This window comes from Streptomyces sp. NPDC048481, assembly GCF_043200075.1.
Classification (GTDB): Bacteria; Actinomycetota; Actinomycetes; order Streptomycetales; family Streptomycetaceae; genus Streptomyces.
In genome coordinates, this window is the sequence record NZ_JBICXC010000001.1 from 1,123,073 (window position 1) to 1,149,900 (window position 26,828).

Annotated in this window: 30 protein-coding genes; 22 read left to right on the forward strand and 8 right to left on the reverse strand. The window is 74.2% G+C overall.

Annotated elements, in window-relative coordinates:
* The first annotated feature begins 149 nt into the window (after positions 1-149).
* From hisD to ACGFSH_RS04810, 10 genes are all read left to right on the forward strand, one after another.
* Positions 150-1,475, forward strand: a complete 1,326-nt coding sequence (hisD, locus tag ACGFSH_RS04765) for a histidinol dehydrogenase (RefSeq protein WP_393344961.1) — start codon at positions 150-152, stop codon at positions 1,473-1,475.
* A complete protein-coding gene (locus tag ACGFSH_RS04770) occupies positions 1,472-2,581 on the forward strand; it encodes a histidinol-phosphate transaminase (RefSeq protein WP_393344962.1) in 1,110 nt (369 codons plus the stop codon). The genes hisD and ACGFSH_RS04770 overlap by 4 nt, the downstream gene beginning before the upstream one ends.
* A complete protein-coding gene (hisB, locus tag ACGFSH_RS04775; RefSeq protein ID WP_393344964.1) occupies positions 2,578-3,171 on the forward strand; it encodes an imidazoleglycerol-phosphate dehydratase HisB in 594 nt (197 codons plus the stop codon). The genes ACGFSH_RS04770 and hisB overlap by 4 nt, the downstream gene beginning before the upstream one ends.
* Before the next feature lie 4 nt (positions 3,172-3,175).
* On the forward strand, positions 3,176-3,340 hold the full coding sequence (locus ACGFSH_RS04780; protein ID WP_329408889.1) for a hypothetical protein: 165 nt from the start codon (positions 3,176-3,178) through the stop codon (positions 3,338-3,340).
* Positions 3,331-3,978 (forward strand): imidazole glycerol phosphate synthase subunit HisH, encoded by a 648-nt coding sequence (hisH, locus tag ACGFSH_RS04785; protein ID WP_393344966.1) that lies wholly within the window; start codon positions 3,331-3,333, stop codon positions 3,976-3,978. Before ACGFSH_RS04780 ends, hisH begins: the two co-directional genes overlap by 10 nt.
* Positions 3,975-4,700, forward strand: coding sequence for a bifunctional 1-(5-phosphoribosyl)-5-((5-phosphoribosylamino)methylideneamino)imidazole-4-carboxamide isomerase/phosphoribosylanthranilate isomerase PriA (gene priA, locus ACGFSH_RS04790; protein ID WP_393344968.1), 726 nt, complete (start codon positions 3,975-3,977; stop codon positions 4,698-4,700). The genes hisH and priA overlap by 4 nt, the downstream gene beginning before the upstream one ends.
* A complete protein-coding gene (locus tag ACGFSH_RS04795) occupies positions 4,697-5,095 on the forward strand; it encodes a RidA family protein (protein ID WP_393344970.1) in 399 nt (132 codons plus the stop codon). The genes priA and ACGFSH_RS04795 overlap by 4 nt, the downstream gene beginning before the upstream one ends.
* Positions 5,092-5,847, forward strand: coding sequence for an imidazole glycerol phosphate synthase subunit HisF (gene hisF, locus ACGFSH_RS04800; RefSeq protein ID WP_393344972.1), 756 nt, complete (start codon positions 5,092-5,094; stop codon positions 5,845-5,847). Before ACGFSH_RS04795 ends, hisF begins: the two co-directional genes overlap by 4 nt.
* 134 nt (positions 5,848-5,981) lie before the next feature.
* Positions 5,982-6,569: an ArsR/SmtB family transcription factor gene (locus ACGFSH_RS04805; RefSeq protein ID WP_393344974.1), complete on the forward strand. Its 588-nt coding sequence runs from the start codon at positions 5,982-5,984 to the stop codon at positions 6,567-6,569.
* An 11-nt stretch (positions 6,570-6,580) separates the two neighbouring features.
* On the forward strand, positions 6,581-7,837 hold the full coding sequence (locus ACGFSH_RS04810) for an MFS transporter (protein WP_393344976.1): 1,257 nt from the start codon (positions 6,581-6,583) through the stop codon (positions 7,835-7,837).
* A gap of 48 nt (positions 7,838-7,885) precedes the next feature.
* On the opposite strand, the gene ACGFSH_RS04815 is transcribed toward ACGFSH_RS04810, so the two are convergent.
* The gene (locus ACGFSH_RS04815) at positions 7,886-8,521 is read right to left on the reverse strand and encodes a TIGR03085 family metal-binding protein (RefSeq protein WP_393344978.1); all 636 of its coding nucleotides are present in this window, start codon (positions 8,519-8,521) and stop codon (positions 7,886-7,888) included.
* A 130-nt stretch (positions 8,522-8,651) separates the two neighbouring features.
* Between ACGFSH_RS04815 and hisI the strand changes: the two genes are divergently transcribed.
* From hisI to lgt, 11 genes are all read left to right on the forward strand, one after another.
* Positions 8,652-9,104 carry a phosphoribosyl-AMP cyclohydrolase gene (gene hisI / locus ACGFSH_RS04820; RefSeq protein WP_393344980.1) on the forward strand — a complete coding sequence of 151 codons (453 nt, stop codon included), beginning with the start codon at positions 8,652-8,654 and terminating at the stop codon, positions 9,102-9,104.
* 11 nt (positions 9,105-9,115) lie between these two features.
* Positions 9,116-10,600 (forward strand): anthranilate synthase component I, encoded by a 1,485-nt coding sequence (locus ACGFSH_RS04825; protein ID WP_393344982.1) that lies wholly within the window; start codon positions 9,116-9,118, stop codon positions 10,598-10,600.
* Between the two features lie 88 nt (positions 10,601-10,688).
* Positions 10,689-11,339: a TIGR02234 family membrane protein gene (locus tag ACGFSH_RS04830; RefSeq protein ID WP_393344984.1), complete on the forward strand. Its 651-nt coding sequence runs from the start codon at positions 10,689-10,691 to the stop codon at positions 11,337-11,339.
* 144 nt (positions 11,340-11,483) lie between these two features.
* Complete coding sequence (locus ACGFSH_RS04835) at positions 11,484-11,741, forward strand: HGxxPAAW family protein (protein ID WP_393344986.1); 258 nt, start codon at positions 11,484-11,486, stop codon at positions 11,739-11,741.
* Between the two features lie 108 nt (positions 11,742-11,849).
* Positions 11,850-12,284 (forward strand): DUF2752 domain-containing protein, encoded by a 435-nt coding sequence (locus ACGFSH_RS04840; RefSeq protein WP_393344988.1) that lies wholly within the window; start codon positions 11,850-11,852, stop codon positions 12,282-12,284.
* A gap of 220 nt (positions 12,285-12,504) precedes the next feature.
* Complete coding sequence (gene trpC, locus ACGFSH_RS04845; protein ID WP_393344990.1) at positions 12,505-13,314, forward strand: indole-3-glycerol phosphate synthase TrpC; 810 nt, start codon at positions 12,505-12,507, stop codon at positions 13,312-13,314.
* A 21-nt stretch (positions 13,315-13,335) separates the two neighbouring features.
* The gene (gene trpM / locus ACGFSH_RS04850) at positions 13,336-13,509 is read left to right on the forward strand and encodes a tryptophan biosynthesis modulator TrpM (RefSeq protein WP_329408864.1); all 174 of its coding nucleotides are present in this window, start codon (positions 13,336-13,338) and stop codon (positions 13,507-13,509) included.
* 112 nt (positions 13,510-13,621) lie between these two features.
* Entirely contained in the window at positions 13,622-14,905 is a 1,284-nt protein-coding gene (gene trpB, locus ACGFSH_RS04855; protein WP_393344993.1) for a tryptophan synthase subunit beta, read from the forward strand.
* Complete coding sequence (trpA, locus tag ACGFSH_RS04860; RefSeq protein ID WP_393344995.1) at positions 14,902-15,720, forward strand: tryptophan synthase subunit alpha; 819 nt, start codon at positions 14,902-14,904, stop codon at positions 15,718-15,720. Before trpB ends, trpA begins: the two co-directional genes overlap by 4 nt.
* A 77-nt stretch (positions 15,721-15,797) precedes the next feature.
* A complete protein-coding gene (locus tag ACGFSH_RS04865; protein WP_393344997.1) occupies positions 15,798-16,574 on the forward strand; it encodes a thioredoxin domain-containing protein in 777 nt (258 codons plus the stop codon).
* Positions 16,575-16,670: 96 nt separating this feature from the next.
* Entirely contained in the window at positions 16,671-17,747 is a 1,077-nt protein-coding gene (gene lgt / locus ACGFSH_RS04870) for a prolipoprotein diacylglyceryl transferase (protein WP_393344999.1), read from the forward strand.
* Between the two features lie 80 nt (positions 17,748-17,827).
* Here the strand turns inward: lgt and ACGFSH_RS04875 are convergent, their stop codons facing one another.
* From ACGFSH_RS04875 to ACGFSH_RS04905, 7 genes are read right to left on the reverse strand one after another with little or no spacing between them, the layout of a single operon-like run.
* Positions 17,828-18,661 carry an HpcH/HpaI aldolase/citrate lyase family protein gene (locus ACGFSH_RS04875; RefSeq protein ID WP_393345001.1) on the reverse strand — a complete coding sequence of 278 codons (834 nt, stop codon included), beginning with the start codon at positions 18,659-18,661 and terminating at the stop codon, positions 17,828-17,830.
* On the reverse strand, positions 18,658-19,854 hold the full coding sequence (locus ACGFSH_RS04880; protein ID WP_393345003.1) for a CaiB/BaiF CoA transferase family protein: 1,197 nt from the start codon (positions 19,852-19,854) through the stop codon (positions 18,658-18,660). The genes ACGFSH_RS04875 and ACGFSH_RS04880 overlap by 4 nt, the downstream gene beginning before the upstream one ends.
* Positions 19,851-20,744, reverse strand: coding sequence for a ribokinase (rbsK, locus tag ACGFSH_RS04885; RefSeq protein ID WP_393345005.1), 894 nt, complete (start codon positions 20,742-20,744; stop codon positions 19,851-19,853). The genes ACGFSH_RS04880 and rbsK overlap by 4 nt, the downstream gene beginning before the upstream one ends.
* Entirely contained in the window at positions 20,741-22,129 is a 1,389-nt protein-coding gene (locus tag ACGFSH_RS04890; RefSeq protein ID WP_393345007.1) for an ADP-ribosylglycohydrolase family protein, read from the reverse strand. Before ACGFSH_RS04890 ends, rbsK begins: the two co-directional genes overlap by 4 nt.
* Positions 22,117-23,292 carry an ADP-ribosylglycohydrolase family protein gene (locus ACGFSH_RS04895; protein ID WP_393345009.1) on the reverse strand — a complete coding sequence of 392 codons (1,176 nt, stop codon included), beginning with the start codon at positions 23,290-23,292 and terminating at the stop codon, positions 22,117-22,119. Before ACGFSH_RS04895 ends, ACGFSH_RS04890 begins: the two co-directional genes overlap by 13 nt.
* Before the next feature lie 8 nt (positions 23,293-23,300).
* Positions 23,301-24,692, reverse strand: coding sequence for an ADP-ribosylglycohydrolase family protein (locus ACGFSH_RS04900; RefSeq protein ID WP_393345011.1), 1,392 nt, complete (start codon positions 24,690-24,692; stop codon positions 23,301-23,303).
* Positions 24,689-25,771 (reverse strand): ADP-ribosylglycohydrolase family protein, encoded by a 1,083-nt coding sequence (locus ACGFSH_RS04905; RefSeq protein WP_393345013.1) that lies wholly within the window; start codon positions 25,769-25,771, stop codon positions 24,689-24,691. Before ACGFSH_RS04905 ends, ACGFSH_RS04900 begins: the two co-directional genes overlap by 4 nt.
* 280 nt (positions 25,772-26,051) lie before the next feature.
* Between ACGFSH_RS04905 and ACGFSH_RS04910 the strand changes: the two genes are divergently transcribed.
* Positions 26,052-26,783, forward strand: a complete 732-nt coding sequence (locus tag ACGFSH_RS04910) for a VIT1/CCC1 transporter family protein (RefSeq protein WP_393345015.1) — start codon at positions 26,052-26,054, stop codon at positions 26,781-26,783.
* Positions 26,784-26,828 lie beyond the last annotated feature (45 nt).

Below are 26,828 nucleotides of genomic sequence, written 5' to 3' on the forward strand. Positions count from 1 at the left end.
CACGCACTGCGTTCGCACGGCTGTTCATGCCCGGTCGGCGGCCCCCGGACTCCGGAGGCGAAGAGGATCTTCCGGATTCCGGCCATGTTCTGTATCAGCCATTGATACGCGCGGACGACCCCCGATCCCGGTCTGAGAGAATTGACCACGTGATCTCCCGAATCGATCTGCGCGGCGACGCCCTCCCCGAGGGCCCCGCCCTGCGCGACCTGCTGCCCCGAGCCGACTTCGACGTCTCGGCCGCCCTGGAGAAGGTGCGTCCGATCTGCGAGGCCGTGCATCATCGGGGCGACGCGGCGCTGATCGACTTCGCGGAGAAGTTCGACGGGGTGCGGCTGGAATCCGTCCGCGTCCCCGCGCGCGCGATGGCCGAGGCGCTGGAGCGGCTCGACCCGGCCGTGCGCGCGGCCCTGGAGGAGTCCATTCGCCGGGCCCGTCTCGTCCACCGCGAGCAGCGCCGTACGACGCACACCACCCAGGTAGTGCCCGGCGGCTCGGTGACGGAGAAGTGGGTGCCCGTCGGGCGGGTCGGGCTGTACGCGCCCGGCGGCCGCTCGGTCTACCCGTCGTCGGTCGTCATGAACGCGGTGCCGGCCCAGGAGGCGGCCGTCGGGTCGATCGCCCTGGCCTCGCCGCCGCAGGCCGAGTTCGGCGGCCTCCCGCACCCCACGATCCTCGCCGCGTGCGCGCTGCTGGGCGTCGACGAGGTGTACGCGGCCGGCGGCGCCACCGCCGTCGCGATGTTCGCGTACGGCACCGAGTCCTGCGCTCCGGTCGACATGGTCACCGGCCCCGGCAACATCTGGGTGGCCGCCGCCAAGCGCTACTTCACCGGAAAGATCGGCATCGACGCCGAAGCGGGCCCGACCGAGATCGCCGTCCTCGCCGACGCCACCGCCGACCCGGTGCACGTCGCGTCCGACCTGATCAGCCAGGCCGAGCACGACCCGCTGGCGGCAGCCGTCCTGGTCACCGACTCCGTGGAGCTGGCGGACGCCGTCGAGAAGGAACTGGAACCGCAGGTCGCGGCCACCCGGCATGTCGAAGACCGGATCGTCCCGGCGCTCGCCGGCCGGCAGTCGGCGATCGTCCTCGTCGACGGCGTCGAGGAGGGCCTGCGGGTCGTCGACGCCTACGGCGCCGAGCACCTGGAGATCCACACCGCGGACGCCGCGGCGGTCGCCGACCGGGTCCGCAACGCGGGCGCGATCTTCGTCGGCCCCTGGGCGCCGGTCTCCCTCGGCGACTACGCCGCCGGATCCAACCACGTCCTGCCCACCGGCGGCTGCGCCTGCCACTCCTCCGGGCTGTCCGTGCAGTCCTTCCTGCGGGGCATCCACATCGTCGACTACACGCGCGAGGCGCTCGCCGACGTCGCCCACCACGTGGTGACGCTGGCGGAGGCGGAGGACCTGCCGGCGCACGGCGCGGCGATCAAGGCGAGGTTCGGGTGGAAGGTGCCGACGGTCCAGTGAACATCGGAATCGACGATCTCCCGGTCCGCGACGAACTGCGCGGCAAGAGCCCCTACGGCGCTCCCCAGCTCGACGTCCCCGTACGGCTGAACACCAACGAGAACCCCTATCCGCTGCCCGAGCCGCTGGTCGAGCGGATCGCCGAGCGCGTGCGCGAGGCCGCCCGCCACCTCAACCGCTACCCGGACCGGGACGCCGTCGAGCTGCGCACCCGGCTCGCCGAGTACCTCACCGACACCACGGGGCACCCGGTCACCGCGGCCGGCGTGTGGGCGGCCAACGGCTCCAACGAGGTCCTCCAGCAGCTGCTGCAGACCTTCGGCGGGCCCGGCCGCACCGCGATCGGCTTCGAGCCGTCCTACTCGATGCACGCGCTCATCGCGCGCGGCACCGGGACCGGCTGGATCTCCGGCCCCCGCAACGAGGACTTCACCGTCGACCTCGACGCCGCCGAGAAGGCGATCGCCGAGCACCGCCCGGACGTCGTCTTCGTCACCACCCCCAACAACCCCACCGGCACCGCCGTCCCCGCCGAGACGGTCCTCGCGCTGTACGAGGCCGCCCAGGCGGCCAAGCCGTCGATGGTCGTCGTCGACGAGGCCTACGTCGAGTTCAGCCACAGCGCGTCACTGCTGCCGCTGCTCGAAGGACGGCCGAATCTCGTCGTCTCGCGGACGATGTCGAAGGCCTTCGGCGCGGCGGGACTGCGCCTCGGCTACCTCGCCGCGCACCCGGCGGTCGTCGACGCCGTCCAGCTCGTCCGGCTGCCCTACCACCTGTCGGCCGTCACCCAGGCGACGGCGCTGGCCGCGCTGGAGCACACCGACACGCTGCTGAAGTACGTGGAGCAGCTGAAGTCGGAGCGCGACCGGCTGGTGAGCGGGCTGCTCGCCGCCGGGTACGAGGTCACGCCGTCCGACGCCAACTTCGTGCAGTTCGGGCGGTTCGAGGACGCGCACGCCGTCTGGCGGCAGATCCTCGACCGGGGCGTCCTGGTCCGGGACAACGGCGTGCCCGGCCGGCTGCGGGTCACCGCCGGAACCCCCGAAGAGAACGACGCGTTCCTCGACGCGGTCCGTGAAGTCAAGAAGGAGCAGAGCGCATGAGCCGCGTAGGACGTACAGAGCGCACCACGAAGGAGACGTCGGTCCTCGTCGAGATCGACCTCGACGGCACCGGCAAGGTCGACGTGGCGACCGGCGTCGGCTTCTACGACCACATGCTCGACCAGCTCGGCCGTCACGGTCTGTTCGACCTCACCGTCAAGACGGACGGCGATCTGCACATCGACTCCCACCACACCATCGAGGACACCGCCCTCGCGCTCGGCGCCGCCTTCCGGCAGGCCCTCGGCGACAAGGTGGGCATCTACCGCTTCGGCAACTGCACGGTCCCGCTGGACGAGTCGCTCGCCCAGGTCACCGTCGACCTCTCCGGCCGCCCCTACCTCGTGCACACCGAGCCCGAGAACATGGCGCCGATGATCGGCGCGTACGACACGACGATGACCCGGCACATCCTGGAGTCCTTCGTCGCCCAGGCGCAGATCGCCCTGCACGTGCACGTGCCCTACGGGCGCAACGCCCACCACATCGTGGAGTGCCAGTTCAAGGCGCTGGCCCGGGCCCTGCGCTACGCCTGTGAGCGCGATCCGCGCGCGGCCGGCATCCTCCCCTCCACGAAGGGCGCGCTGTAACCCCATGAGCGGACTGTCCACCGTCCTGATCGTCGTCGGCCTCTTCCTCGCCGGCGGTGTCTACTCCTTCGTCAAGCAGAAGATGCCCAGGAACCTGATCGTGCTGCTGTCGATCGGCTCCGCGATGTGTCTCGCGGCGGGCGTCGTGCGGCTGGAGGTGTGGAATTGAGCGGCGCGAAGAAGGTCGTCGTCTTCGACTACGGCTTCGGCAACGTCCGTTCCGCCGAGCGCGCCCTCGCCCGCGCCGGAGCCGACGTCGAGATCACCCGTGACTTCGACACCGCCATGAACGCCGACGGGCTCCTGGTGCCGGGCGTCGGCGCCTTCGCCGCCTGCATGCGCGGCCTGAAGGAGGCCCGCGGCGACTGGATCATCGGCCGCAGGCTCTCCGGCGGCCGCCCGGTGATGGGCATCTGCGTCGGCATGCAGATCCTCTTCGCCCGCGGCATCGAGCACGGCGTGGAGACCGAGGGCCTCGACGAGTGGCCCGGCGCGGTCGAGCCGCTCCAGGCCGAGATCGTCCCCCACATGGGCTGGAACACCGTCGACGCCCCGGCCGGCTCCGAGCTGTTCGCCGGACTGGACGCGGACGCGCGCTTCTACTTCGTGCACTCCTACGCCGTCCAGGACTGGTCCCTGGAAGTGCTCAACCCGACGATGCGCGCTCCCAAGGTGGCCTGGTCGACGCACGGCAGGCCGTTCGTGGCCGCCGTGGAGAACGGCGCCCTGTGGGCCACGCAGTTCCACCCCGAGAAGTCCGGCGACGCCGGAGCCCAGCTCCTCACCAACTGGATCGGAACACTGTGAGCAAGCTCGAACTCCTCCCCGCCGTCGACGTCCGCGACGGCCAGGCCGTCCGTCTGGTGCACGGCGAGTCCGGGACCGAGACCTCCTACGGCTCCCCGCTGGAGGCCGCCCTCGCCTGGCAGCGCTCGGGCGCCGAGTGGCTGCACCTGGTCGACCTGGACGCCGCGTTCGGCACCGGCGACAACCGGGCGCTGATCGCCGAGGTCGCGGGCGCGATGGACATCAAGGTGGAGCTCTCCGGCGGCATCCGCGACGACGACACCCTCGCCGCCGCGCTGGCCACCGGCTGCACCCGCGTGAACCTGGGCACGGCCGCCCTGGAGACGCCCGAGTGGGTCGCCAAGGTGATCGCCGAGCACGGCGACAAGATCGCGGTCGGCCTGGACGTGCGCGGAACGACCCTGCGCGGCCGCGGCTGGACCCGCGACGGCGGCGACCTCTACGAGACGCTGGCCCGCCTCGACAAGGAGGGCTGCGCGCGCTACGTCGTCACCGACATCGCCAAGGACGGCACCCTCCAGGGCCCCAACCTGGAGCTGCTGCGCAACGTGTGCGCGGTGACCGACCGCCCGGTCGTGGCGTCCGGCGGCGTCTCGTCCCTGGACGACCTGCGCGCCATCGCCGAGCTGGTGCCGCTCGGCGTCGAGGGCTCCATCGTCGGCAAGGCGCTGTACGCCAAGGCGTTCACCCTCGAAGAGGCCCTGGAGGCGGTGGCCCGGTGAGCGCGCTGCGACGCGTCGCGACCGGCGCGCCCTGGGAGGACGCCTTCGGCTACTCGCGCGCGGTGGAGCTTCCCGGCGGCCTGGTGCTGGTCTCCGGCTGCACCTCGGTCGTGGACGGTCAGATCGCCGGCGGCGGCCCCTACGACCAGACGCTCAACGCCTTCAACGTCGCCTTCGCGGCGCTGGCGGAGCTGGGCCTCGGGCGCGAGGACGTCGTGCGCACCCGCATGTACCTCACCCACGCGCGGGACGTGGACGACGTCGGCCGCGCGCACAAGGAGCTGTTCGACGCCGTCCGGCCCGCCGCGTCGATGCTCATCGTCTCCGGTCTGGTGGATCCGGGCCTGGTCGTCGAGGTCGAGGTCGAGGCGTTCCGCGGGGAGGTCTCGGCATGACGCTCGCCGTACGGGTCATCCCCTGCCTGGACGTGGACGCCGGACGCGTCGTCAAGGGCGTCAACTTCCAGAACCTGCGCGACGCGGGCGACCCCGTCGAGATGGCCAAGGTCTACGACGCCGAGGGCGCCGACGAGCTGACCTTCCTGGACATCACCGCCTCCTCGGGCAACCGCGAGACCACCTACGACGTGGTGCGCCGCACCGCCGAGCAGGTGTTCATCCCGCTGACCGTCGGCGGCGGGGTACGCACCCCGGAGGACGTCGACAGGCTGCTGAGGGCCGGCGCCGACAAGGTGGGCGTGAACACCGCCGCGATCGCCCGCCCGGAGCTGATCAGGGAGATCGCCGAGCGGTTCGGCAGCCAGGTGCTCGTGCTGTCCGTCGACGCCCGGCGCACGCCGTCGGGGTCCTTCGAGGTGACGACGCACGGCGGCCGCAAGGGCACCGGCATCGACGCCGTCGAGTGGGCGCACCGCGCGGCCGAGCTGGGCGCGGGCGAGATCCTGCTCAACTCGATGGACGCGGACGGCACGAAGGACGGCTACGACCTGGAGATGATCGCGGCGGTCCGCCGGCACGTCAGGATCCCGGTGATCGCCTCCGGCGGAGCCGGGCGGCTCACGGACTTCCCGCCGGCCGTCGAGGCGGGCGCGGACGCGGTGCTGGCCGCGTCGGTGTTCCACTTCGGCGACCTGAGGATCGGCGAGGTCAAGGACACGCTGCGCGAAGCCGGTCACCCGGTGCGGTGACGGTTCGCGCGAGCGCGCCGACGTGAACGGGCCCCGGCCGCACGGAGCGGTCGGGGCCCGCTCGTCGCGAGATGCGAAAGGAAAATTGCGCAAGAAGAGTTGCGCAATTTCCCCTTCGTTTCTACGGTGGGGGCATGACGGGCAGGGAGAACCAGCGGATCACCGACGTGGGCACGCTCAAGGCGCTCGCCCACCCCCTGCGGCTTAACCTCTACCGGGCCCTGTACCTGGAACGCGTGGCCACGGCCTCACGGCTGGCCGAACTCGTCGACGAGGCCGTCTCGCTCGTCAGCTACCACCTGCGCAAGCTCGCCGAGCACGGACTCGTCGAACCGGCGGAACCGCAGAGCGCCGACGGGCGCGAGCGCTGGTGGCGGCCCGCCGCGGACGGCGTCAGCATCCACGACGAGGACTTCCGCGACGCGCCGGAGAAGGCCGCCGCCCACCGCGCCGCCTCCCGGCTCTTCTTCGCGCACCGCAGCGAGCTGTACCACCGCCACCTCGACGAACGCCCCTTCTGGGGCCCCGAGTGGAACAGTGCCTCGTTCGACTCCGAGTACCTCTCCCGGCTGACCTCCGCCGAACTGGCCGAGCTGGCCCGCGAGGTGGACGCCCTGATGACCCGCTACGTCGACAAGGGGCGCGCGGCCGAGGCCGCGGGCGACACCGAGGGGCGCGAGAACGTCGCCCTGCACCTGTACGGCTTCCCGTTCCGCACCTGAGAGGCCCGGCCATGACCACCGCATCCCGGACGTCCGCCGCCCGCGCCGCCGACGAGCGCCCCGCCCACCGCGACGGCAACGTCCTGCGCTGGCTGGGCGCCTACGCCTCCTCGATGGCCGGCGACGGCGTCTACTACGTCGCCCTGTCCTGGGCCGCCGTCCAGGCAGGCACCCCCGCGCAGGCGGGACTGGTGCTCTCCGTCAGTGCGCTGCCGCGCGCCGTCCTCATGCTGGGCGGGGGAGTGCTGGCCGACCGGTTCGGGCCGCGCCGGGTCGTCATCGGCAGTGACGCCGTGCGCTGCGCGGCCGTGCTCGCGGTGGCGGCACTGCTGTTCCTCACCGGCCCCAGCCTGTGGCCGCTCACCGTGCTCGCCCTGGTCTTCGGCACGGTGGACGCCGTGTTCGTCCCCGCCGTCGGCGCGCTGCCCGCCCGCATAGCCGACCGCGGCCAGCTCGCCCGCGTCCAGGGCATGCGCGGCCTCGCCTACCGGTTCGCCGTCATCGCGGGCGCGCCCCTCGGCGGGCTCGGCGTCGCCCTCGGCGGCGCGGCCGCCGCGTTCGGGCTCGCCGGACTGCTGACGGCCCTGTCCCTGCCCCTGCTGCTCCGGGTGCGGATGCGGGAACTTCCGCCGGACGACGCCCCCGACGCCCGCGGCCGGACCGCCCGGGCCGACCTGGTGGCCGGCCTGCGCCACATCCGCCGCCACCCGGTCCTCGCCCCGCTCACGGTGGCCATCGCCCTCGGCGACCTCGGCTTCGTCGGACCGCTCAACGTGGGCCTGACCCTGCTCGCCGACGAACGCGGCTGGGGCGCCTCCGGCATGGGCTGGGTGCTGTCCGGGTTCGGCGCCGGCGCGGGCGCCGCCTCACTCCTGCTCACCCTGCGAGGCCGGCTCCCGCACGCCGGCCGGGTCGCCGGGTGGTCGCTCCTGGCCGGCTCGCCCGCCATCGGCGCCCTCGCCTACGCGCCGGCCCTCGCCGCCGCCGTCGGCACCGCGGTGCTCATCGGGCTGCTCGCCGGGCTCAGCGGCGCGGTGTGCGCTGCGCTGCTCCAGACCCAGGCCGACCCGGCCTACCTCGGCCGTGTGACCGCCGTCGCCAGCCTGGTCAGCCTCGGGCTCACGCCGCTCAGCATGCCGCTGTCCGCCGCCGCCGTCGGCGTCTGGGGCACCGGCCCGGTGTTCGTCGTCAGCGCCGCGGTCTGCGGGCTCGGCGGGGTCGTCGCCCTCGCCGTGCCCGCCCTGCGCCACGCGGAACTCCCGCGCTGACCTCCGGCGGAGCGCTCCCGGAGCCCCGGAGGGCCGGAGCCCAGCGGGTCAGATGCCGAGCTGCTTGCCGCCGTGCAGCCGCTCGATGGCCTCCTTCTCGCCGTCCAGCTCCACCGCGGCGACGCTCTGCCGGCCGTACAGGAGCAGCAGCAGCTCCGACGGCTCCCCGGTCGCCGTCACCACCGGGGTGCCACGGTTGGCGACCGCCGTACGGCCGTCCGGGCGGCGCAGCACCAGGCCCGTCGGCGCGCCGCGGCCCATCAGCCGGGCGGTGCGCTCCAGCCGCGTCCACAGGGCGTCCTGGAAGACCGGGTCGAGGGCGCGCGGCGTCCACTCGGGCCGCGCCCGGCGGACGTCCTCCGTATGGACGAAGAACTCGATCGTGTTCGACGCCTCGTCCAGCTGCTTGAGCTGGAACGGCGAGAAGCGCGGCGGACCGGTGCGGATCAGCTGAAGGAGCTCCTCGTACGGCTTGGCCGCGAACTCCTCCATCGCCCGCTCCAGCCGGGGCGCGAGCTGCTTGATCAGCAGCCCGCCCGCGGCGTCCGGGCGGCGCTCGCGCACCACCACGTGGGCCGCCAGATCCCGGGTCAGCCAGCCCTCGCAGAGGGTCGGCGCGTCGGGGCCGGCCGTTTCCAAGAGGTCGGCGAGCAGGAGCCGTTCACGCTTGGCGAAAGTCGACATGCGGCCAGCCTACGGCGGCGACGCCGAGGCCGCTCCCACCCGTCGGGATCGCGCCACCGCCCCGCCGGCCGCCGCCCACCCACTGGACACCCCGCCGTCACTGTCAGTGGCGCGCGGCACAATGGCACCCATGACCAGCACGCCCGAGCCCGCCCGTCCCGCGAGCAGCGCCCTCGCCCCCGAGATCGCCGCGCGCCTCAAGCGCAGCGCGGACGGACTCGTCCCCGCCATCGCCCAGCAGTACGACACCGGAGAGGTGCTCATGCTCGGCTGGATGGACGACGAGGCGCTGCACCGCACCCTCACCACCGGCCGCTGCACCTACTGGTCCCGCAGCCGCCGCGAGTACTGGGTCAAGGGCGACACCTCCGGCCACTACCAGTGGGTCAGGTCCGTCGCCCTCGACTGCGACGCGGACACCGTGCTCGTCAAGGTCGACCAGGTCGGCGCCGCCTGCCACACCGGCGCCCGCACCTGCTTCGACGCCGACGTCCTCCTCACCGAAGCCGCCGCCGCCACCGTCGCCGCCCCCGCCACCGACGCCGCGGCCGCCGATTCCGGCCTCCCGGCCCCGGGTCAGTAAGGTCAGCCGCCATGGACCTCGAGACGTTCCGCAAGCTGGCCTCCGACCGCCGCGTCATTCCGGTCACCCGCAAGCTCCTCGCCGACGGCGACACCCCGGTCGCGCTCTACCGCAAGCTCGCCGCGGAGCGCCCCGGCACCTTCCTCCTGGAGTCCGCGGAGAACGGCCGCACCGCGTTTCGCTGGTCCCGGTACTCCTTCGTCGGCGTCCGCAGCGCCGCCACGCTCACCGTGCGCGAGGGCAGCACCCACTGGCTCGGCACCCCGCCCGTCGGCGTCCCCGTCGACGGGGACCCGCTCGCCGCGCTGCGCGCCACCATCGAGACGCTGCACACCCCGCACACCGAGGGCATGCCGCCCTTCACCGGCGGCATGGTCGGCTACCTCGGCTACGACATCGTGCGCCGCCTGGAGAAGGTCGGCCCCGGTGAGCGCGACGACCTGCGGCTCCCCGAACTCACCATGCTCCTGACCAGCGACCTCGCCGTCATGGACCACTGGGAGGGCTCCGTCCTGCTGATCGCCAACGCGATCAACCACAACGACCTCGACACCGGCGTCGACGAGGCCTACGCCGACGCCGTGGCCCGCCTCGACGCCATGGAGGCCGACCTCTCGCGCCCGGTCGCCCAGCCCCCGGCCGTGCTGCCGCCCTCCGAACTGCCCGACTACACCGCCCTGTGGGGCGGCCCCGACTTCCGGTCGGCCGTCGAGGACATCAAGGAGCGCATCCGCGCGGGCGAGGCCTTCCAGGTCGTCCCCTCCCAGCGCTTCGAGACGCCGTGCACGGCGAGCGCGCTGGACGTCTACCGCGTCCTGCGGGCGACGAACCCCTCGCCCTACATGTACCTCTTCCGCTTCGACGGCTTCGACGTCGTGGGCTCCTCCCCGGAGGCCCTCGTCAAGGTCGAGGACGGCCGCGCCATGGTCCACCCCATCGCCGGCACCCGGCATCGCGGGGCCACCCCGCAGGAGGACCAGGCCCTCGCCGACGAACTCCTCGCCGACCCCAAGGAGCGCGCCGAGCACCTCATGCTCGTCGACCTCGGCCGCAACGACCTGGGCCGGGTCTGCGAGCCGGGCTCCGTCGAGGTCGTCGACTTCATGTCCGTCGAGCGGTACTCGCACGTGATGCACATCGTCTCCACCGTCACCGGCAAGGTCGCGCCCGGCCGCACCGCCTTCGACGTCCTCACCGCCTGCTTCCCCGCCGGCACCCTCTCCGGCGCGCCCAAGCCGCGCGCCCTGCAGATCATCGACGAGCTGGAGCCCTCCCGGCGCGGCCTGTACGGCGGCTGCGTCGGCTACCTGGACTTCGCGGGCGACTCCGACACCGCCATCGCCATCCGCACCGCCCTGCTGCGCGACGGCACCGCCTACGTGCAGGCCGGGGCCGGCATCGTCGCCGACTCCGACCCGGTCGCCGAGGACCAGGAGTGCCGCAACAAGGCCGCGGCCGTCCTGCGCGCCGTCCACACCGCCAACCGGCTCGGCTGACAGGGGCGCCTCGCGGCCGGGTCCGCGCACAGATAGGACGCGTCTCACGTGAGCCCCGGGTGCCGGTCCGCCCGGGGTTCAGGCGATAGTGGAGTACGTGACTGCTGCCGTTCCTCCCCCACGCCCCGAATCCCCCGCCGCCCGGTCGAGCCGCCGAAGCCTCGCCGTCGCCCTGCTGAGCGGCGCGCTGGGCTCGGCCGTGACCCTGCTGGCCACCCGCCAGCGCTGGTCCGAGGGCACCGCCACGGTCGCCGGCGGCCCCTTCTCGCTGACCGCCCGGGGCAGCGACGTCACGGGCGTGCCCGCGGCGCTCGCCATAGTGGGCCTGGCCGCGCTCGTCGCCGTCTTCGCCGTCCGCCGGGCCGGCCGGCTCGCCGTCTCCGCCCTGCTCGCGCTCTCCGGAGCGGGAATCATGGCCGCCGCCCTCATCGGCGCCGGCGACAGCTCCGCGCTCGACGAGCAGGCCGCCAGGGCCACCGGCGACACCTCCGCCGCCGTCGCCTCGTTCAGCCACACCGCGTGGCCCTACGCCGCGGCCGTGGGCGGCGCGCTGATCCTCCTCGCCGGACTGCTCGCCCTGCGCCACGGCCGCCGCTGGCCCGCCATGTCGGGCCGCTACGAACGCGACGGCTCCCCGCGCCCGCGCCGCGCGGCCCGGCCCGCCGACCCCGAGCGGCCCGAGGAGATGTGGAAGGCCCTGGACCGGGGCGAGGACCCGACCGGCATGGACCCGGCCTGACCGGCCCGCCGCCCCGCCCCGCGGTGTGGCGAAACAGACTCGACGGGACCCCGACCCCCGCGTCCGGCGCGCCCGCGCGTACGGGACAATGGACGACGAGCGTCCGGCTCGGACGGACACAGAGACAGCAATGAGGAGCAAGTCATGGCGGGCAGCAGCCACGGACACACCCCGGCCGCCTGGACCGGTGTCACCATCGCCTTCATCGGTTTCGCCGTCGCGGGCCTGTTCATGGTGATGGCCGAGCCGATCGGCTTCTGGGCCGGCATGGTGATCGTGGCGCTCGGCGGCGTCGTCGGCGCGGCCATGCGCGCCGCGGGCCTGGGCCAGCCGAAGGATACGCACCCCGTGCCGGCCGCCCAGGTCTCGGCGACCGCCAAGCCCGCCGGCGTCGAGGGCTGAAGCCCCGCAGGACCGCGTGACCGCGTGACCTCTTGACCGTGTGAGGGGCGGTAGGCCGGCATCCGGCCGGCCGCCCCTCACGCGCGCGTGGCGCACCGCCGGGGCAGAATGCGAGGCGTGAACGCCGACACCCGGCGCGTGACGCCGACCGCCGCGGGCAGACTGGCCGTGCCCGCCGGGATCCTCGCGGCCGTCGTCGCCGCCTTCGCGTACGTGGGCGCCGTCGACCCCCACGAACCCGGCCACTATCCCGTCTGCCCCCTGCTGCGCGTCACCGGCCTGTACTGCCCCGGCTGCGGCGGGCTGCGCAGCGCGCACGCCTTCGTCCACGGGGACCTCGCCGGCGCCCTGCACGACAACGCGATGGCCGTCGTCGCCTACCTGGGCTTCGCGGTCCTGTGGACCGTCTGGGCGATCCGCGCGGCACGCGGACGCCCCATGAGCGTGGAGCTCACTCCCGTGCGGCTGTGGACGCTGGGCGCGGTCCTGCTGGCCTTCACGGTCGTCCGCAACCTGCCCTTCGGCGGCCTGCTGCACCCGTGACCGCCGGGCGGGCGCCCTCGTGACGGACGGGCGGACGTCCCGTGGCGGCGTCGCCTCCGCCCGCCACGGGACGCGGCTGCTCAGAGGGCGCGCGGCGACCGACGCCGACCGGATGCGAGGCCTTCGCCCTCCTCCGGATACCATCGCAGTGACCACCTTTTTCTCCACGGGTCGCTGGAACTGTCCACCGTCTCGCAGGCATCGGAAGGGGGCCGCTCGCGTGAGTGTGCTCGACGAGATCATCGACGGAGTCCGTGCCGACCTCGCGGAGCGGCAGGCGCGCGTCGGCCTCGACGAGCTCAAGGAACGCGCGGCCAAGGCCCCCGCGGCCAAGGACGGCGTCGCCGCGCTCCGTGGCGACGGCGTCAAGGTGATCTGCGAGGTCAAGCGCTCCAGCCCTTCCAAGGGCGCGCTGGCCGCGATCGCCGACCCGGCCGGCCTGGCCGCCGACTACGAGGCGGGCGGCGCCGCCGTCATCTCCGTCCTCACCGAACAGCGCCGCTTCGGCGGTTCGCTCGCCGACCTCGAAGCGGTCCGCGCGCGGGTCGACATCCCCGTGCTGCGCAAGGACTTCATCGTCACCTCGTACCAGCTGTGGGAGGCCCGCGCGTACGGCGCCGACCTCGCCCTGCTGATCGTCGCCGCCCTGGAGCAGTCGGCCCTCGAATCGCTGATCGAGCGTGCCGTCTCCATCGGCCTCACCCCGCTCGTCGAGGTCCACGACGAGGACGAGGTCGACCGCGCGGTCGACGCGGGCGCCAAGGTGATCGGCGTCAACGCGCGCAACCTCAAGACCCTGGAGGTCGACCGGGGCACCTTCGAGCGGGTGGCCCCCGAGATCCCGGCGCACATCGTCAAGATCGCCGAGTCCGGGGTGCGCGGCCCGCACGACCTCATCGCCTACGCCAACGCCGGCGCCGACGCCGTCCTGGTGGGCGAGTCCCTGGTGACCGGGCGCGACCCGAAGACCGCGGTCGCCGACCTGGTGGCGGCCGGCGAACACCCCGCACTGCGCCACGGCCGCGGCTGATCCTTCGCTAGGCTTGCCCCGATGACTCCCACGCCCTCCCGGACGCCCACGGACCGGTACGCCCGCCTCGCGCGCGGCTGCCGCCCCCGTGGCTGCCGCGCGCCCGCCCGCCGGGTGCACGGCCGCCGGGTGCGCTACGTCATCGGGGACGAGCCCGGTCAGGTGAACGGCATGCGATGGCAGCCGCGCCCCTAGGGCGCGGGGAACTGCACGTCAAGCCTGGACGGCCGACAGCCGTCCGACGACCCCCGCCCCACGGCGCTGTTTCGTGTCCGCACACCAGACCGTCCCACCGTGAGGTTTCCGCATGCCCAGCGAGTTCTTCATTCCCGACCCCGAGGGTCAGGTGCCCACCGCCGAGGGCTACTTCGGCGCGTTCGGCGGCAAGTTCATCCCGGAGGCGCTCGTCGCCGCCGTGGACGAGGTCGCCGTCGAGTACGACAAGGCCAAGCACGACCCCGAGTTCGCCCGTGAGCTGGACGACCTGCTCGTCCACTACACCGGCCGCCCCAGCTCCCTCACCGAGGTGCCGAGGTTCGCCGGACACGCCGGCGGCGCCCGGGTGTTCCTCAAGCGCGAGGACCTCAACCACACCGGCTCCCACAAGATCAACAACGTGCTCGGCCAGGCGCTGCTCACCAAGCGCATGGGCAAGACCCGCGTCATCGCCGAGACCGGCGCGGGCCAGCACGGCGTCGCCACCGCCACCGCCTGCGCCCTCTTCGGGCTCGACTGCACCATCTACATGGGCGAGATCGACACCCGGCGCCAGGCCCTCAACGTGGCCCGGATGCGCATGCTGGGCGCCGAGGTCGTCGCTGTGAAGTCCGGCAGCCGCACGCTGAAGGACGCCATCAACGAGGCCTTCCGCGACTGGGTCGCCAACGTCGACCGCACCCACTACCTCTTCGGCACCGTCGCCGGACCGCACCCCTTCCCGGCGATGGTCCGCGACTTCCACCGCGTCATCGGCGTCGAGGCCCGCCGCCAGATCCTGGAGCGCGCCGGACGCCTGCCCGACGCGGCCGTCGCCTGCGTCGGCGGCGGCTCCAACGCCATCGGCCTCTTCCACGCCTTCATCCCGGACGCCGGGGTGCGCCTGATCGGCTGCGAACCGGCCGGACACGGGGTGGAGACCGGCGAGCACGCGGCGACCCTCACCGCGGGCGAGCCCGGCATCCTGCACGGCTCGCGCTCCTACGTCCTCCAGGACGACGAGGGCCAGATCACCGAGCCCTACTCCATCTCGGCGGGTCTGGACTACCCGGGCATCGGCCCCGAGCACTCCTACCTCAAGGACACCGGCCGCGGCGAGTACCGCGCGGTCACCGACGACGCGGCCATGCAGGCGCTGCGCCTGCTGTCGCGCACCGAGGGCATCATCCCGGCCATCGAGAGCGCGCACGCGCTGGCCGGCGCCCTGGAGGTCGGGCGGGAACTCGGCCCGGACGGGCTGATCGTCGTCAACCTGTCCGGTCGCGGCGACAAGGACATGGACACGGCCGCCCGCTACTTCGGGCTGTACGACACCGACGCCGAGGTCGCCGCCGACGCGGCCGACACCGCGGAGATCGAGGGGGACGCCAAGTGAGCGGGAACATCCAGCTGCTGTCGGACACCCTCGCCGCCGCGAAGGCCGAGGACCGCGCCGCGCTCATCGCCTACCTCCCGGCCGGGTTCCCGACCGTGGACGGCGGCATCGAGGCGGTCAAGGCCGTCCTGGACGGCGGGGCGGACGTGGTCGAGGTCGGACTGCCGCACAGCGACCCGGTGCTCGACGGGCCGGTCATCCAGACCGCCGACGACATCGCCCTGCGCGGCGGGGTGCGCATCGCGGACGTCATGCGCACGGTCCGCGAGGCGTTCGAGGCCACCGGCAGGCCGATCCTGGTCATGACGTACTGGAACCCCATCGACCGCTACGGCGTCGAGCGGTTCACCGCCGAGCTGGCCGAGGCGGGCGGCGCGGGCTGCATCCTGCCCGACCTGCCCGTGCAGGAGTCCGCGCTGTGGAGGGAGCACGCCGACAAGCACGGTCTCGCGACCGTCTTCGTCGTGGCGCCGAGCAGCCAGGACGCGCGCCTGGCGCAGATCACCGGGGCGGGCAGCGGCTTCGTCTACGCGGCCTCGCTGATGGGCGTCACCGGCACCCGTGAGTCGGTGGGCGCGCAGGCCCACGACCTGGTGGAGCGGACCCGGGCCACCGGCTCCGGCCTGCCGGTCTGCGTCGGCCTCGGCGTCTCCGACGCACGGCAGGCCGCCGAGGTGGCCGGCTTCGCCGACGGCGTGATCGTCGGCTCGGCCTTCGTCAAGCGGATGCTGGACGCTCCGGACGACGCGGCCGGCGTCGAAGCGGTCCGCGCCCTCGCGGGCGAACTGGCGAAGGGCGTGCGCCGCCAGGCGTGACCAGAGGGTCGGTCACCCGAACGGGTGGACCTGGGGCCGGGGAGGCGCAATGCGCCTCCCCGGTTCGTTCTGGGGGTGTGAGCGAGAAGAATCGTGACGGAAAGCGCAACGCCCGCGAGCGGCTGGCCGCGGAGCGAGAGAAGCACAAGGCCGCCGAACGGCGCCGGCGCACACTGATCGTCGGCGCGAGCGTGGTCTGCATGCTCGGCCTGGCCGCGGTGATCGGCGTCGTCGCCGCGAACTCCGGCAAGGACGACAGCGCGAAGAAGGCGGGCCCGGTCGTGGCCCCCTCCGGGGCCCAGGGCCAGGACGCGCTGGCGATCCCCGTGGGCAAGGAGGGCGCCAAGTCCACGCTCACGGTGTGGGAGGACTTCCGCTGCCCGGCCTGCAAGGGCTTCGAGACGGCGTACCGGTCCACGGTCCATGAGCTGGCGGACGCCGGAAAGCTCAAGGTCGAGTACCACCTGGCCACCCTCATCGACGGGAACATGGGCGGCAGCGGCTCCCGCCGGGCGGCCAACGCGGCGGCCTGCGCCCAGGACGTCGGCAAGTTCGCCGCCTACCACGACGTGCTGTACGAGAACCAGCCCGAGGAGACGAAGGACGCCTACGCCGACAACGACAGGCTGATCGAGCTGGCCGGCAAGGTCGACGGACTCGACACGCCCGCCTTCCGCGCCTGCGTCCGCGACGGCACGCACGACACCTGGGTCGTGAAGTCCGACCAGGCCTTCCGCAACGGCCACTTCGGCGGCACGCCCACCGTGCTGTTCAACGGCAAGAACATCTACCAGGACCAGTCGATGACACCGGCGAAGCTGAAGAAGATGGTTGAGGAGGCCGACCAGGGGTGAGCACGGAGGTGAGGCCCGTTCACACCCGCCCGTTATGGAGCCGTAGCCGGGCTGCCCGCCGTCGGCCCGGCCCGGCACGGTAGCGTCGACCCTGCCATGGAACTTGCCTACATTCCCAGCCCGTCGCACGGGGTGCTGTACCTCGGCCCCGTACCGCTGCGCGGCTACGCGTTCTGCATCATCATCGGCGTCTTCGTCGCGGTCTGGCTCGGCAACCGGCGCTGGGTCGCCCGGGGCGGGCGGGTCGGGACGGTGGCCGACATCGCCGTCTGGGCGGTGCCCTTCGGCCTGGTCGGCGGCCGGCTCTACCACGTGATCACGGACTACGAGCTGTACTTCAGCGAGGGCCGCGACTGGGTGGACGCCTTCAAGGTGTGGGAGGGCGGCCTCGGCATCTGGGGCGCGATCGCGCTCGGCGCGGTGGGCGCCTGGATCGGCTGCCGGCGCCGGGGCATCCCGCTGCCCGCGTACGCCGACGCCATCGCGCCCGGCATCGCCCTCGCGCAGGCCATCGGCCGCTGGGGCAACTGGTTCAACCAGGAGCTGTACGGCAAGGAGACCGACCTCCCCTGGGCCCTGCACATCACGTCCTCCGCGGACGGCCGGGTGCCGGGCTACTACCACCCGACGTTCCTGTACGAGTCGCTGTGGTGCGTCGGCGTCGCCCTCCTCGTCATCTGGGCCGACCGCCGCTTCAAGCTGGGCCACGGCCGGGCGTTCGCCCTGTACGTCGCGGCGTACTGCGTGGGCCGCGCGTGGATCGAGTACATGCGGGTCGACGACGCCCACCACATCCTGGGCCTGCGCCTGAACGACTGGACCGCCCTGGTCGTCTTCCTGCTCGCGGTGGCGTACATCGTCGTCTCGGCGAAGAAGCGCCCCGGGCGTGAGGCGGTCGTCGAGCCGGGAGCGGACGCCTCCGGCGACACGGCCGGGACCGGCACGGACGGCGAGAGCGGCGAGGCCGCCGAGACCGCGTCGAAGGACGACGCCGGGGACGACTCCGCCGCCGCGAAGGCATCGGAAGCCAAGCCCGCGGACGCGAAGGCCGGCGCGGACGCCGGGACCGGCGCGGCGGACGAGGCGGGCGACGGCGCGCGGGAGGCCGGGGCCGGCACCGCCGGCGACGGCGTGAAGAAGGACGAAGCGGAGTCGGCCGGCAAGAAGGCCTGACGGCCGACGGTCCGACGACCGTACGAGACGAGGGGCGCCCGGGTTCTGCCGGGCGCCCCTCGCCGTGTGTCCGGGCGCGTTCAGTCGCCGCGCGCCCCGAGCGACAGGGTGCGCCGGGCGGCCGCCACCACCGCCGCGTCGACGAAGCGGCCGTCCGGGAGGGCCTGGGCGCCCTGGTCGGCGGCGGCGGCCTTCACGATCGTCTCGGCGTCCTCCAGTTCCTGCTGGGTGGGCAGGTAGGCCCGTTCGATGATCGGGAGCTGGCGGGGGTGGATGGCGGCGCGGCCCAGGAAGCCGAGGGTGCGGCCGTGGGCGCAGCTGACGGCGAGGCCGTCCAGGTCCCGGATGTCGGGGTGGACCGACTGGGGCGGCGGCGCCAGGCCCGCGGCGCGGGCGGCGACGATCACGCGGGAGCGGGACCAGTCGAGACCGGCGTCGGCGCGGACGCCCAGGTCGGCGCGGAGGTCGGCCTCGCCGAGGGCGATGCCGCGCAGGGCGGGGTGGGCGGAGGCGATGGCGTAGGCGTGCTCGACGCCGAGGGCGGTCTCCAGGAGGGCGTGCAGTGGGACGGCCGCGCCGTCGGCCCGTGACGCGGTCCGTGCGGCGCGGACGATCTGGTGCGGCGACGTCACCTTGGGCAGGCGCACGCCGTGCACGCCGGGCAGGGCGGCCAGCGTGCGCAGGTCCGCCGCGGCGAACGGCGTGTCCAGGGCGTTGACCCGCACGTGGACGGGGACCGGCTGGGGTTCGCTCAGGCGCTCGGCGGTGGCGGCGCGGGCGTACTCCTTGCGGTCCGGGGCGACCGCGTCCTCCAGGTCGACGATGACGACGTCGGCGCCGCAGGCGAGGGCCTTGGTGACGGTCCGCGGACGGTCGCCGGGGACGTACAACCAGGTCAGCTGGGGTGTCGTCATACGGCGCCCTCCGCGCGCAGGGCGGTCAGCTCGGCCGGCGTCAGGCCCAGCTCGGTCAGCACGGCCTCCGTGTCGGCGCCGTGCGGCCGGCCGGCCCAGCGGATCGCGCCGGGGGTCGCCGAGAGACGGAAGAGGACGTTCTGCATGCGGACGCGGCCCAGCTCCGGGTCGTCGACGGCGGTGATCGTGTCCAGCGCCTGGTACTGGGGGTCGCTCATCACGTCCCGCACGTCCTGGACGGGCGCGACGGCCGCCTCGGCCTTCTCGAAGGCGGCCAGGACGTCGGTGCGGGTGCGGGCGGCGATCCAGGCGCCGACCGCGTCGTCGAGGACGTCGGCGTGCGCGGCCCGGTCGGCGCCCGTCGCGAACCAGGGCTCGTCGATCAGGTCGGGCCGGCCGACCAGGCGCATCACCCGTTCCGCGACGGACTGCGCCGAGGTCGACACGGCGACCCATTCCCCGTCGGCCGTGCGGTAGGTGTTGCGGGGCGCGTTGTTCGCGGACCGGTTGCCGGTGCGGGCCTGGACGTAGCCGAGCTGGTCGTACCAGAGGGGCTGGGGTCCGAGCACGGTGAGGATGGGCTCGATGATCGCCATGTCGACGACCTGGCCCTCGCCGGTGCGGTCGCGGGCGGCGAGGGCCGTCATGACGGCGTAGGCCGTGGCCAGGCCTGCGATCGAGTCGGCCAGGCCGAACGGGGGCAGGGTCGGCGGGGCGTCCGGCTCCCCGGTGATGGCCGCGAACCCGCTCATCGCCTCGGCGAGGGTGCCGAAGCCGGGGCGGTGCGCGTACGGGCCGAACTGGCCGAAGGCGGTGACCCGGGCGAGGACCAGCCGCGGGTTGGCGGCCGACAGCTCCTCCCAGCCGAGGTCCCACTTCTCCAGGGTGCCCGGCCGGAAGTTCTCGACGATCACGTCGGCGGTGGCGGCCAGCCGCAGCAGGGTGGCGCGCCCGCCGGACCTGGACAGGTTCAGGGTGATGGTGCGCTTGTTGCGGCCGAGGAGCTTCCACCACAGGCCCACGCCGTCCTTGGCGGGGCCGTGACCGCGGGACGGGTCGGGCCGGCCCGGGTGCTCGACCTTGACGACGTCCGCGCCGAAGTCGCCGAGCAGGGTGGCGGCGAGGGGCCCGGCGAAGAGGGTGGCCAGGTCGAGGACGCGCACACCGTGCAGGGGAGGAGTCGTCCCGGTCATGAGGCGTACTGCGTCTCGATCTCGGAGCGGTAGGGCATCGAGGCGGACGCGCCGGGGCGTTGCACCGACAGGGCGGCAGCGGCGGCCGCCCAGGCGAGCGCCTCGCGCACCGGGCGGTCCTCGCCCAGGGCCACGGCGAGGGCGCCGACGAAGGTGTCGCCCGCGCCGGTCGAGTCGACGGCGGTGACGCGCGGGGCGGGGACGGTCAGGGGCTCGGCGCCTCGGGCCGCGTACAGGCTGCCGGCCGCGCCCAGCGTGATGATCACCTCCGGCACGCTGTCCAGCAGGGCGAGGGCCGCCTCGTACGGGTCGGTGCGCCCGGTGAGTGCGGCGGCCTCGTGCTCGTTGGGGACCAACAGGTCGGTGGCGGCGAGGAGTCCGTGCGGCAGCGGCTGGGCGGGGGCGGGGGTGAGGATCGTCCTGACGCCGTGGGAGCGGGCCGCCCGGGCGCCCGCGACGGCCGCGGCCACCGGGACTTCGAGTTGCAGCAGAAGGGCGTCGGCGGAGGCGATGAGGCCTTCGTCGCCGGGGGCGAGGTGGTCGACGGTGGCGTTGGCGCCGGGCACGACGACGATGGCGTTGCCGCCCTCGTCGTCGACGACGATGTGCGCGGTGCCCGAGGGGGCCTCGACAGTGCGCAGGTGGTCGGTGTTGACGCCCGAGTGTTCCAGCGTGGAGCGCAGCCGCGCGCCGAAGGCGTCGTTGCCGACGGCGCCGATCATCGAGACCGTGCCGCCCGCGTGGGCGGCGGCGATCGCCTGGTTGGCGCCCTTGCCGCCGGGGATCGTGCGGAACTCCCGTCCCGTCACGGTCTCTCCGCGCTGCGGGGGTTTCTCGACGTAGGCGACGAGGTCCATGTTCGTGCTGCCGAGCACGACGATGTCGGTCATGGGCGGGACGCCTCCCGGTGGGTGAGGGACCAGGTCAGGTGGGCCAGGGTGTCGAAGCCGACGCCGTCGAGGTCGGCGACGGAGGTGGCCAGCCGGTTCTTGAGGGGGGCCGTCCAGTGGTCGGGCAGGGCGGCCGGGTCGCCGGCGAGGAGGGCGGCGACACTGCCGGCCGTCGCACCGGCCGAGTCGGTGTCCAGGCCGCCGGCCACGGCGCCGTGCACGGAGCGGGTGAAGTCGCCGTCCGCGTGGGTGAGTGCGGCGGCGATCAGGGCGGTGTTGGGGACGGCGTGGACCCAGTGGGACGCCCGGTGCACGGCGTGCAGTTCGTCCACGACGGTGTCGAAGCCGTCGGGGCCGGGGTGTTCCCCGGCGAGCCGGACGGCGTGCGTGACGGCCCGGTGGAGGCGCGAGCGCGGGGGGACGACGGTCAGTCCGGTGCGCAGACAGGCGTGGACGTCCCGGTCGCCGGCCGCGGCCGCGGCGATGACGGCCGCCGTGAACATCGCCGCGTAGACGCCGTTGGCGGTGTGGGTGAGACAGGCGTCGCGGTGGGCCTGTTCCGCGGCGGCGGCCGGATCGCCGGGGTTGGTCCAGCCGTGGACGTCGGCGCGGATCAGGGCGCCGATCCACTCGCGGAAGGGGTTGCGGTGGCGGGCGGTGTGCGGGGGTTCGACGCCGCAGAGCAGGTTGCGCAGGGCGATGCGCTCGGCGGTGAAGGCGCGGCCGGGCGGGAGGTGGTCGAGCCAGAGCCGGGCGACGTCCTCGGTGGTGAAGTCCCTGCCGTGGCGTTGCAGCAGGAGCACGTTGAGCAGCGCGTAGTCGAGGTCGTCGTCCTCGGGCATGCCGTCGATGTTCTCGGCGAGGGAGGTGCCGGCCGAGCGCCGGTTCCAGGGGTGGGCCTCGAGGAGGGCGCCGGGGACTCCCCGGGCGGTGAAGTAGCCGGCCAGGGGCCAGTTCCCGGTGGCGCGGGCGAGAGCGCGGACGGCGTCCAGGGGGAGCTTCTCGACGGGTTTGCCGAGCAGGCAGCCGACGGCCCGCCCCAGCCAGGCCGCCTCCAGCCGGAGCGGCGTGACGGCCGGGGGAGGGGCGCCGTCCGGCCGGGCCGGCCACTGCGGGCACAGGGCCCTGATCCGCTCCAGCTCCGTCGGCTCGTCCTCCGTCGATCTGCCGGGCAGGTCGGCCAGTTCGTCCAGGAGGTCCTCGGCGAGCAGGCGCAGATAGCGGGAGGCGCGCTGCGGGGACGCGCCCGCCCGCTCCGGGGCCTCGCAGCCGCCCGCGGCCTTCCAGCGGGCCGCGATCGCGCCCGCCTCCCGGCCGTCCTCGGCGGCCTGGCGCAGCTCGTGGCCGAGGAGGTCCTCCGGCTGGACCCAGGTCAGTCGGAGCATGTCGTGCCTCCCAGTGCGCGAAACGCCTGCTCGTGGGCGCGACGGCGGTCCACGTCGCGGGCGAAGACCTCCCGGGCGACCTGGGCGAGCGTCGCCGCGGGCTGCCAGAGGTCGAGCCGGCTGGCGTCGGCGACCTGCTTGGACCACTCGTCCGGGACCGGCGCGCCCAGGGCGCCGGCGAGCGCTCCCGCCATGGTGGCGATGGAGTCGCAGTCGCGGCCGTAGTTCACCGAGCCGAGCACCGCCTGCCGGTAGTCGCCGCCGGCCGCCAGCAACATGCCGAGGGCGACCGGGAGTTCCTCGATCGCGTGGATCCGGGAGGGCCGGCGGGCGGCCAGCGAGGGCCGGCGGTAGTCGGGCCCGACCGTGTCGAAGGGCGCCACCGCCTCCCGCAGCGGGACGAGCGCGGACTCGACGTCGGTGTGACGGGCGGCCGTCTCGCAGACCGCCTCGATCGCCGCGCGGGTGCCGTCCTTCGCCAGGGACAGACAGCTCGCGACCACCGAATCCGGTGTCGCCCCCGGTGCGCAGGCCGCTGCCACGGCCGCCGCGAAGACCCCTGCCGCCTCACGGCCGTACGACGACTGGTGGGCGCCCGCGACGTCCAGCGCCTCGGCGTACGCGCGCGCCGGGGCGGCCGCGTTGACCAGCCCCACGGGGGCCATGTACATCGCGGCGCCGCAGTTGACGATGTTGCCGACGCCGGCCTCGCGCGGGTCGGCGTGAGCGTAGTGGAGCCGGGCCACCAGCCACTTCTCCGCGAGGAAGATCCGGTGCAGGGGGAGCGCCTGCGCCTCCAGCTCCGGGATCCAGCGGGGTGTCGTCATCAGGTCCGCCACCAGGTGGTCGGCGACGGCGTAGGCGTCCAGGTGGTCGCGCACGGTGGCGTAGACCCTGATCAGGGCGTGCGTCATCAAGGTGTCGTCGGTGACGTGTCCGTCGCCCTTGTGGTACGGCGCGAGGGGGCGGGCGGTGCGCCAGTCGTCGCCGTCCCAGGGGCCGACGATGCCGTGGATCCGGCCGCCGTGCCGCTGGAGGATCTGCTCGGGGGAGTAGCCCTCGACGGGGCCGCCGAGGGCGTCTCCCACGGCGGCCCCCACGAGGGCGCCGGTGACGCGTTCGTCCAGGGTCGCGCCATTGCTCTGTGATGCTTTGGGCGTCATGCCCCGAATCATCCTCCTGGCGGGGCCGGTTGCGCGGCTTCCAGGAGTTCGGCGAGTTCCACCAGGTCGGTCCCGGTGAGGCGGGGGAGCGCGCAGCCGGAGAGGACGCGGCAGCTGTCGCGCCACGCGGCGGGGATCGCGTCGCCGCCGCCCAGCGCGCCGGTCAGGGCGCCGGCGAGCGCGGGGGCCGAGTCCGCCACCCGGGACAGACAGGCCGCGGCCGGGACCGCCTCGCCGACGCGGCCGCCGGACGCGGTCGCCAGCGCGAGCGCCACGGGGACCGTCTCCGCCGCCGCGATGCCGTAGCTGTAGACGTGGTCGACGATCTGGTGCTCCAGCAGGGGGACGAGGGCGAAGGCGCTGTCGGCGTCCCGGGCCAGGCGGAGCGCGTGGCGGGCGTTGCGGCCGATCTCGGTGTGCTCGGGGAGCTCGGCGAGCGCGGCCGTCACGCACCGCTCGGTGTCCGCGCCCACGAGGGCCAGCGCGAGGGCCGCCGCCATCGCGCGCGCTCCGTGCACGCCGTCGCCGTCCTGGGTGTAGCGGGCGTCGAACTCGGCCAGTTCGGCGGCGAGCCGGGGGTCGCCGGGGTGGGCCACCGCCAGGACGCAGGCGCGTACGCAGGCCGCGTCGTCGAAGTAGTGGGGGTTGTCGTGGCCGGTGGCCGGGGGGCGCAGACCGGCGGCGAGGTTGCCCAGGCCGGCCCGGACGGAGATGCGGGCGCGCAGCGGCAGGACGGCGGACTCCACCTCGGGCGCGCGGTCGGCCGCCGCGGCGACCTCGCAGGCGATCGCGTTCCAGGCGAGGTCGATCGCGGCGCGTGTGCGGCGCTCCCGGCTCAGGTCGCCCAGGGCGGTGTCGTCTCCGGCCCGCAGTACCGCCTCGGCCGCGAACGCCGCCCACTCGGCGTCGTCTGAGGGGCCCAGCCGCAGGGGCTCGGGGGGCTGGTTCAGGGCGATGGGCACGGGGAGGGTGGTCGTCGCGCTGTGCTCGGCGAAGGTGTCCAGCTCGCGGGTGAGGCGGCGGGTCCACTCGGGCATCCGGGCCGCGCGGTGCCGGGCGGCGGGCCACCCGGCGGCGTCCCCCGCGGCGAGCCCCAGCAGCAACCCGACGACCCGCCGCGCGGGACGCGGACCGCACGGGTGCGCGCCGGTTGAACGGCCGGCGGCCGCGGCTCCCTCCTCGGTCCCGCGGGTGCCGCCGACGGCCAGGGTGCGGGCTCCCTCCGCCTCGCCCGTGCGGTCCGCGGGGGCCGGTCCGGGCGTCCTCGGCGAGGCGTCCAGCGCCCGGGTGGCCGGGGTCGAGGCGTCGTGCGCGCGGGTGTCCCGCGCGGGCGCTGTCCGGGCGCCGGTGGGTGCGGGCTCGTCCGGGTCCGCCGGGGACGCGAGCGTCTCGGTCGTCATGCGCCCGCCTCCGTGCCGTCGGTGGCCGCCAGGGTGAAGGCGTTCGCGTCCGGGGCGGGGGGCCGGGCGAGGCCCATCAGGCTCGGCACGAGTTCCGCGACGACCACGCCCTCGCCCCATTTGCCGCCCTCCTCGGGCACCAGCAGTTCCGCGACGTCGAGGACGTGATGTCCGGCCATGGAGGGCAGGCAGCTTCCCCGGGCCGGGCCGATCGCGGCCGCCCAGTCCGGCGGGATCGCGCCCGCCCCCCGCGCGGCCCCGGCCAGGGCGCCCGCCACGGCCGCCGTGGTGTCGGCGTCGCGGCCCATGTTCACCGCCGTCAGGACGGCCTCGCGGAAGTCGCCGTCGGCCGCCGCGTACGCGCCGAAGGCGAGGGCGACCGCCTCGGGGGCGAGGTCGGTCCACGGGTAGCCGCCGATGACGACGGCGGAGCGGACGGCCCGTTCGCCGCGGTGGGCCACCGCCGCCGCCCGGCGCAGGGAGCGCGCCGTCCAGGAGTCCTCGGGGATCACGGCGAGCGCCGAGGCCACCACCGCGGCCGTCGGCGCTCCTGCCATGGCCGCCGCGACCCCGGCCGCGACCGCCTGTCCGCCGTGGATGCCCTCGCCGTCGTGGCTCACCGAGCCGTCGATCGCGACCAGCCGGGCCGCTTCGGCCGGGCGGCCTGCGGCGAAGACGCCGAAGGGCGCGGCGCGCATGGCCAGGCCGTCGCTCCACGCGTGCCGGTGCTGGGCCGAGATCGGTGCGGCAAGGCCCCGGCGGAGGTTCTCCAGGGTTCCGCGTTCGCTGAAGCCGGCCCCGCGGAAGGGCCCCTCGTCGAGGTCGGCGATCCACTGGTGCCAGGCGGCCTCCACGTGGGCCGGGGTGAGTGCGCAGCCGTGCCGGGCGAGCAGCAGCCCGGAGAAGATCGCGTACTCGGTGTCATCGGTGCCGGCCGGCCGGTCGGTGACGTACCCCGTGATGCGGCCCCAGCGGGCGCGGATCTCGGAGGGCTTCAGGTTCTCCGCGGGGGCGCCCAGGGCGTCGCCCACGGCCAGGCCGAGGAGGGCCCCGCGGGCTCGGTCACGGATCGTCGGCATGGGCGGCCTCTCCTCCGGGGGTCCGCACGGGCGCGGAGCCGTCTGCGGATGTGTCCCACCGTCGGCGGTTGACCCGAGCGCGAATTCCCCTCTGTCACCCGGTCGACATCTGTGCAGGCTTTCTCTCGAATGAGCGCTCGAAGGTAAAGCCGCAGGTTAGCCGAGCCTTTCCTTGCTGGCGACCCGGAATCCGCAGGCGTACTTTGGTGTTGTCACAAATTAGAACGTGTCCAAAGTTAGCTTTGGCTTAGCTACCTTTTCCGTCCCAGGGGGATTCCGCATGGCCATCATCGAGACCGAGGCGACGCTGCACGAGGCGCACCGGGACAACCACACCCACCGGGACGTCAACGGGGGCTGGCTGCGCCCCGCCGTGTTCGGCGCGATGGACGGTCTGGTCTCGAACCTCGCTCTGATGACCGGCGTCGCCGGCGGATCCGTCGGGCAGCAGACCATCGTCATCACCGGTCTCGCGGGGCTCGCCGCCGGCGCCTTCTCCATGGCCGCCGGCGAGTACACCTCCGTCGCCTCGCAGCGTGAACTCGTCGAGGCCGAACTGGACGTGGAGCGGCGGGAGCTGAGGAAGCACCCGCAGGACGAAGAGGCCGAACTGGCCGCGCTCTACGAGTCGCGGGGCGTCGAGCCCGCACTCGCGCGGCAGGTCGCGCAGCAGCTCTCGCGCGACCCGGACCAGGCGCTGGAGATCCACGCCCGCGAGGAGCTGGGCATCGACCCCTCCGACCTGCCCTCGCCGCTGATCGCCGCCGTCTCCAGCTTCGGGGCCTTCGCGCTCGGCGCGCTGCTGCCCGTGCTGCCCTATCTGCTGGGGGCCGCCTCGCTGTGGCCGGCCGTGCTGCTCGCACTGGCCGGGCTGTTCGGCTGCGGCGCGGTGGTGGCCCGGGTGACCGCGCGCACCTGGTGGTTCAGCGGACTGCGCCAACTCGTCCTCGGCGGCGCGGCGGCCGGTGTGACGTACGCCCTGGGCACGTTGTTCGGAACGGCCGTAGGATAGGCCGGATGCTACTTATGCGGTGGGACGCATAAGTAGTTGTTACCG

Excerpts from the sequence above, each read along its gene's own strand:
- ACGFSH_RS04890 (WP_393345007.1), bottom strand. The coding sequence starts at position 22,129 with ATGCTCCGACTGACCTGGGTCCAGCCGGAGGACCTCCTCGGCCACGAG.
- ACGFSH_RS04815 (WP_393344978.1), bottom strand. The coding sequence starts at position 8,521 with ATGTCGACTTTCGCCAAGCGTGAACGGCTCCTGCTCGCCGACCTCTTG.
- ACGFSH_RS04810 (WP_393344976.1), top strand. The coding sequence starts at position 6,581 with ATGACCACCGCATCCCGGACGTCCGCCGCCCGCGCCGCCGACGAGCGC.
- ACGFSH_RS04910 (WP_393345015.1), top strand. The coding sequence starts at position 26,052 with ATGGCCATCATCGAGACCGAGGCGACGCTGCACGAGGCGCACCGGGAC.
- hisI (WP_393344980.1), top strand. The coding sequence starts at position 8,652 with ATGACCAGCACGCCCGAGCCCGCCCGTCCCGCGAGCAGCGCCCTCGCC.
- hisB (WP_393344964.1), top strand. The coding sequence starts at position 2,578 with ATGAGCCGCGTAGGACGTACAGAGCGCACCACGAAGGAGACGTCGGTC.
- ACGFSH_RS04780 (WP_329408889.1), top strand. The coding sequence starts at position 3,176 with ATGAGCGGACTGTCCACCGTCCTGATCGTCGTCGGCCTCTTCCTCGCC.
- lgt (WP_393344999.1), top strand. The coding sequence starts at position 16,671 with ATGGAACTTGCCTACATTCCCAGCCCGTCGCACGGGGTGCTGTACCTC.
- trpB (WP_393344993.1), top strand. The coding sequence starts at position 13,622 with ATGCCCAGCGAGTTCTTCATTCCCGACCCCGAGGGTCAGGTGCCCACC.
- rbsK (WP_393345005.1), bottom strand. The coding sequence starts at position 20,744 with ATGACCGACATCGTCGTGCTCGGCAGCACGAACATGGACCTCGTCGCC.
- ACGFSH_RS04875 (WP_393345001.1), bottom strand. The coding sequence starts at position 18,661 with ATGACGACACCCCAGCTGACCTGGTTGTACGTCCCCGGCGACCGTCCG.
- ACGFSH_RS04805 (WP_393344974.1), top strand. The coding sequence starts at position 5,982 with ATGACGGGCAGGGAGAACCAGCGGATCACCGACGTGGGCACGCTCAAG.
- ACGFSH_RS04905 (WP_393345013.1), bottom strand. The coding sequence starts at position 25,771 with ATGCCGACGATCCGTGACCGAGCCCGCGGGGCCCTCCTCGGCCTGGCC.
- ACGFSH_RS04880 (WP_393345003.1), bottom strand. The coding sequence starts at position 19,854 with ATGACCGGGACGACTCCTCCCCTGCACGGTGTGCGCGTCCTCGACCTG.
- ACGFSH_RS04840 (WP_393344988.1), top strand. The coding sequence starts at position 11,850 with ATGCGAGGCGTGAACGCCGACACCCGGCGCGTGACGCCGACCGCCGCG.
- ACGFSH_RS04825 (WP_393344982.1), top strand. The coding sequence starts at position 9,116 with ATGGACCTCGAGACGTTCCGCAAGCTGGCCTCCGACCGCCGCGTCATT.
- hisF (WP_393344972.1), top strand. The coding sequence starts at position 5,092 with ATGACGCTCGCCGTACGGGTCATCCCCTGCCTGGACGTGGACGCCGGA.
- trpM (WP_329408864.1), top strand. The coding sequence starts at position 13,336 with ATGACTCCCACGCCCTCCCGGACGCCCACGGACCGGTACGCCCGCCTC.
- ACGFSH_RS04895 (WP_393345009.1), bottom strand. The coding sequence starts at position 23,292 with ATGACGCCCAAAGCATCACAGAGCAATGGCGCGACCCTGGACGAACGC.
- ACGFSH_RS04900 (WP_393345011.1), bottom strand. The coding sequence starts at position 24,692 with ATGACGACCGAGACGCTCGCGTCCCCGGCGGACCCGGACGAGCCCGCA.
- ACGFSH_RS04835 (WP_393344986.1), top strand. The coding sequence starts at position 11,484 with ATGGCGGGCAGCAGCCACGGACACACCCCGGCCGCCTGGACCGGTGTC.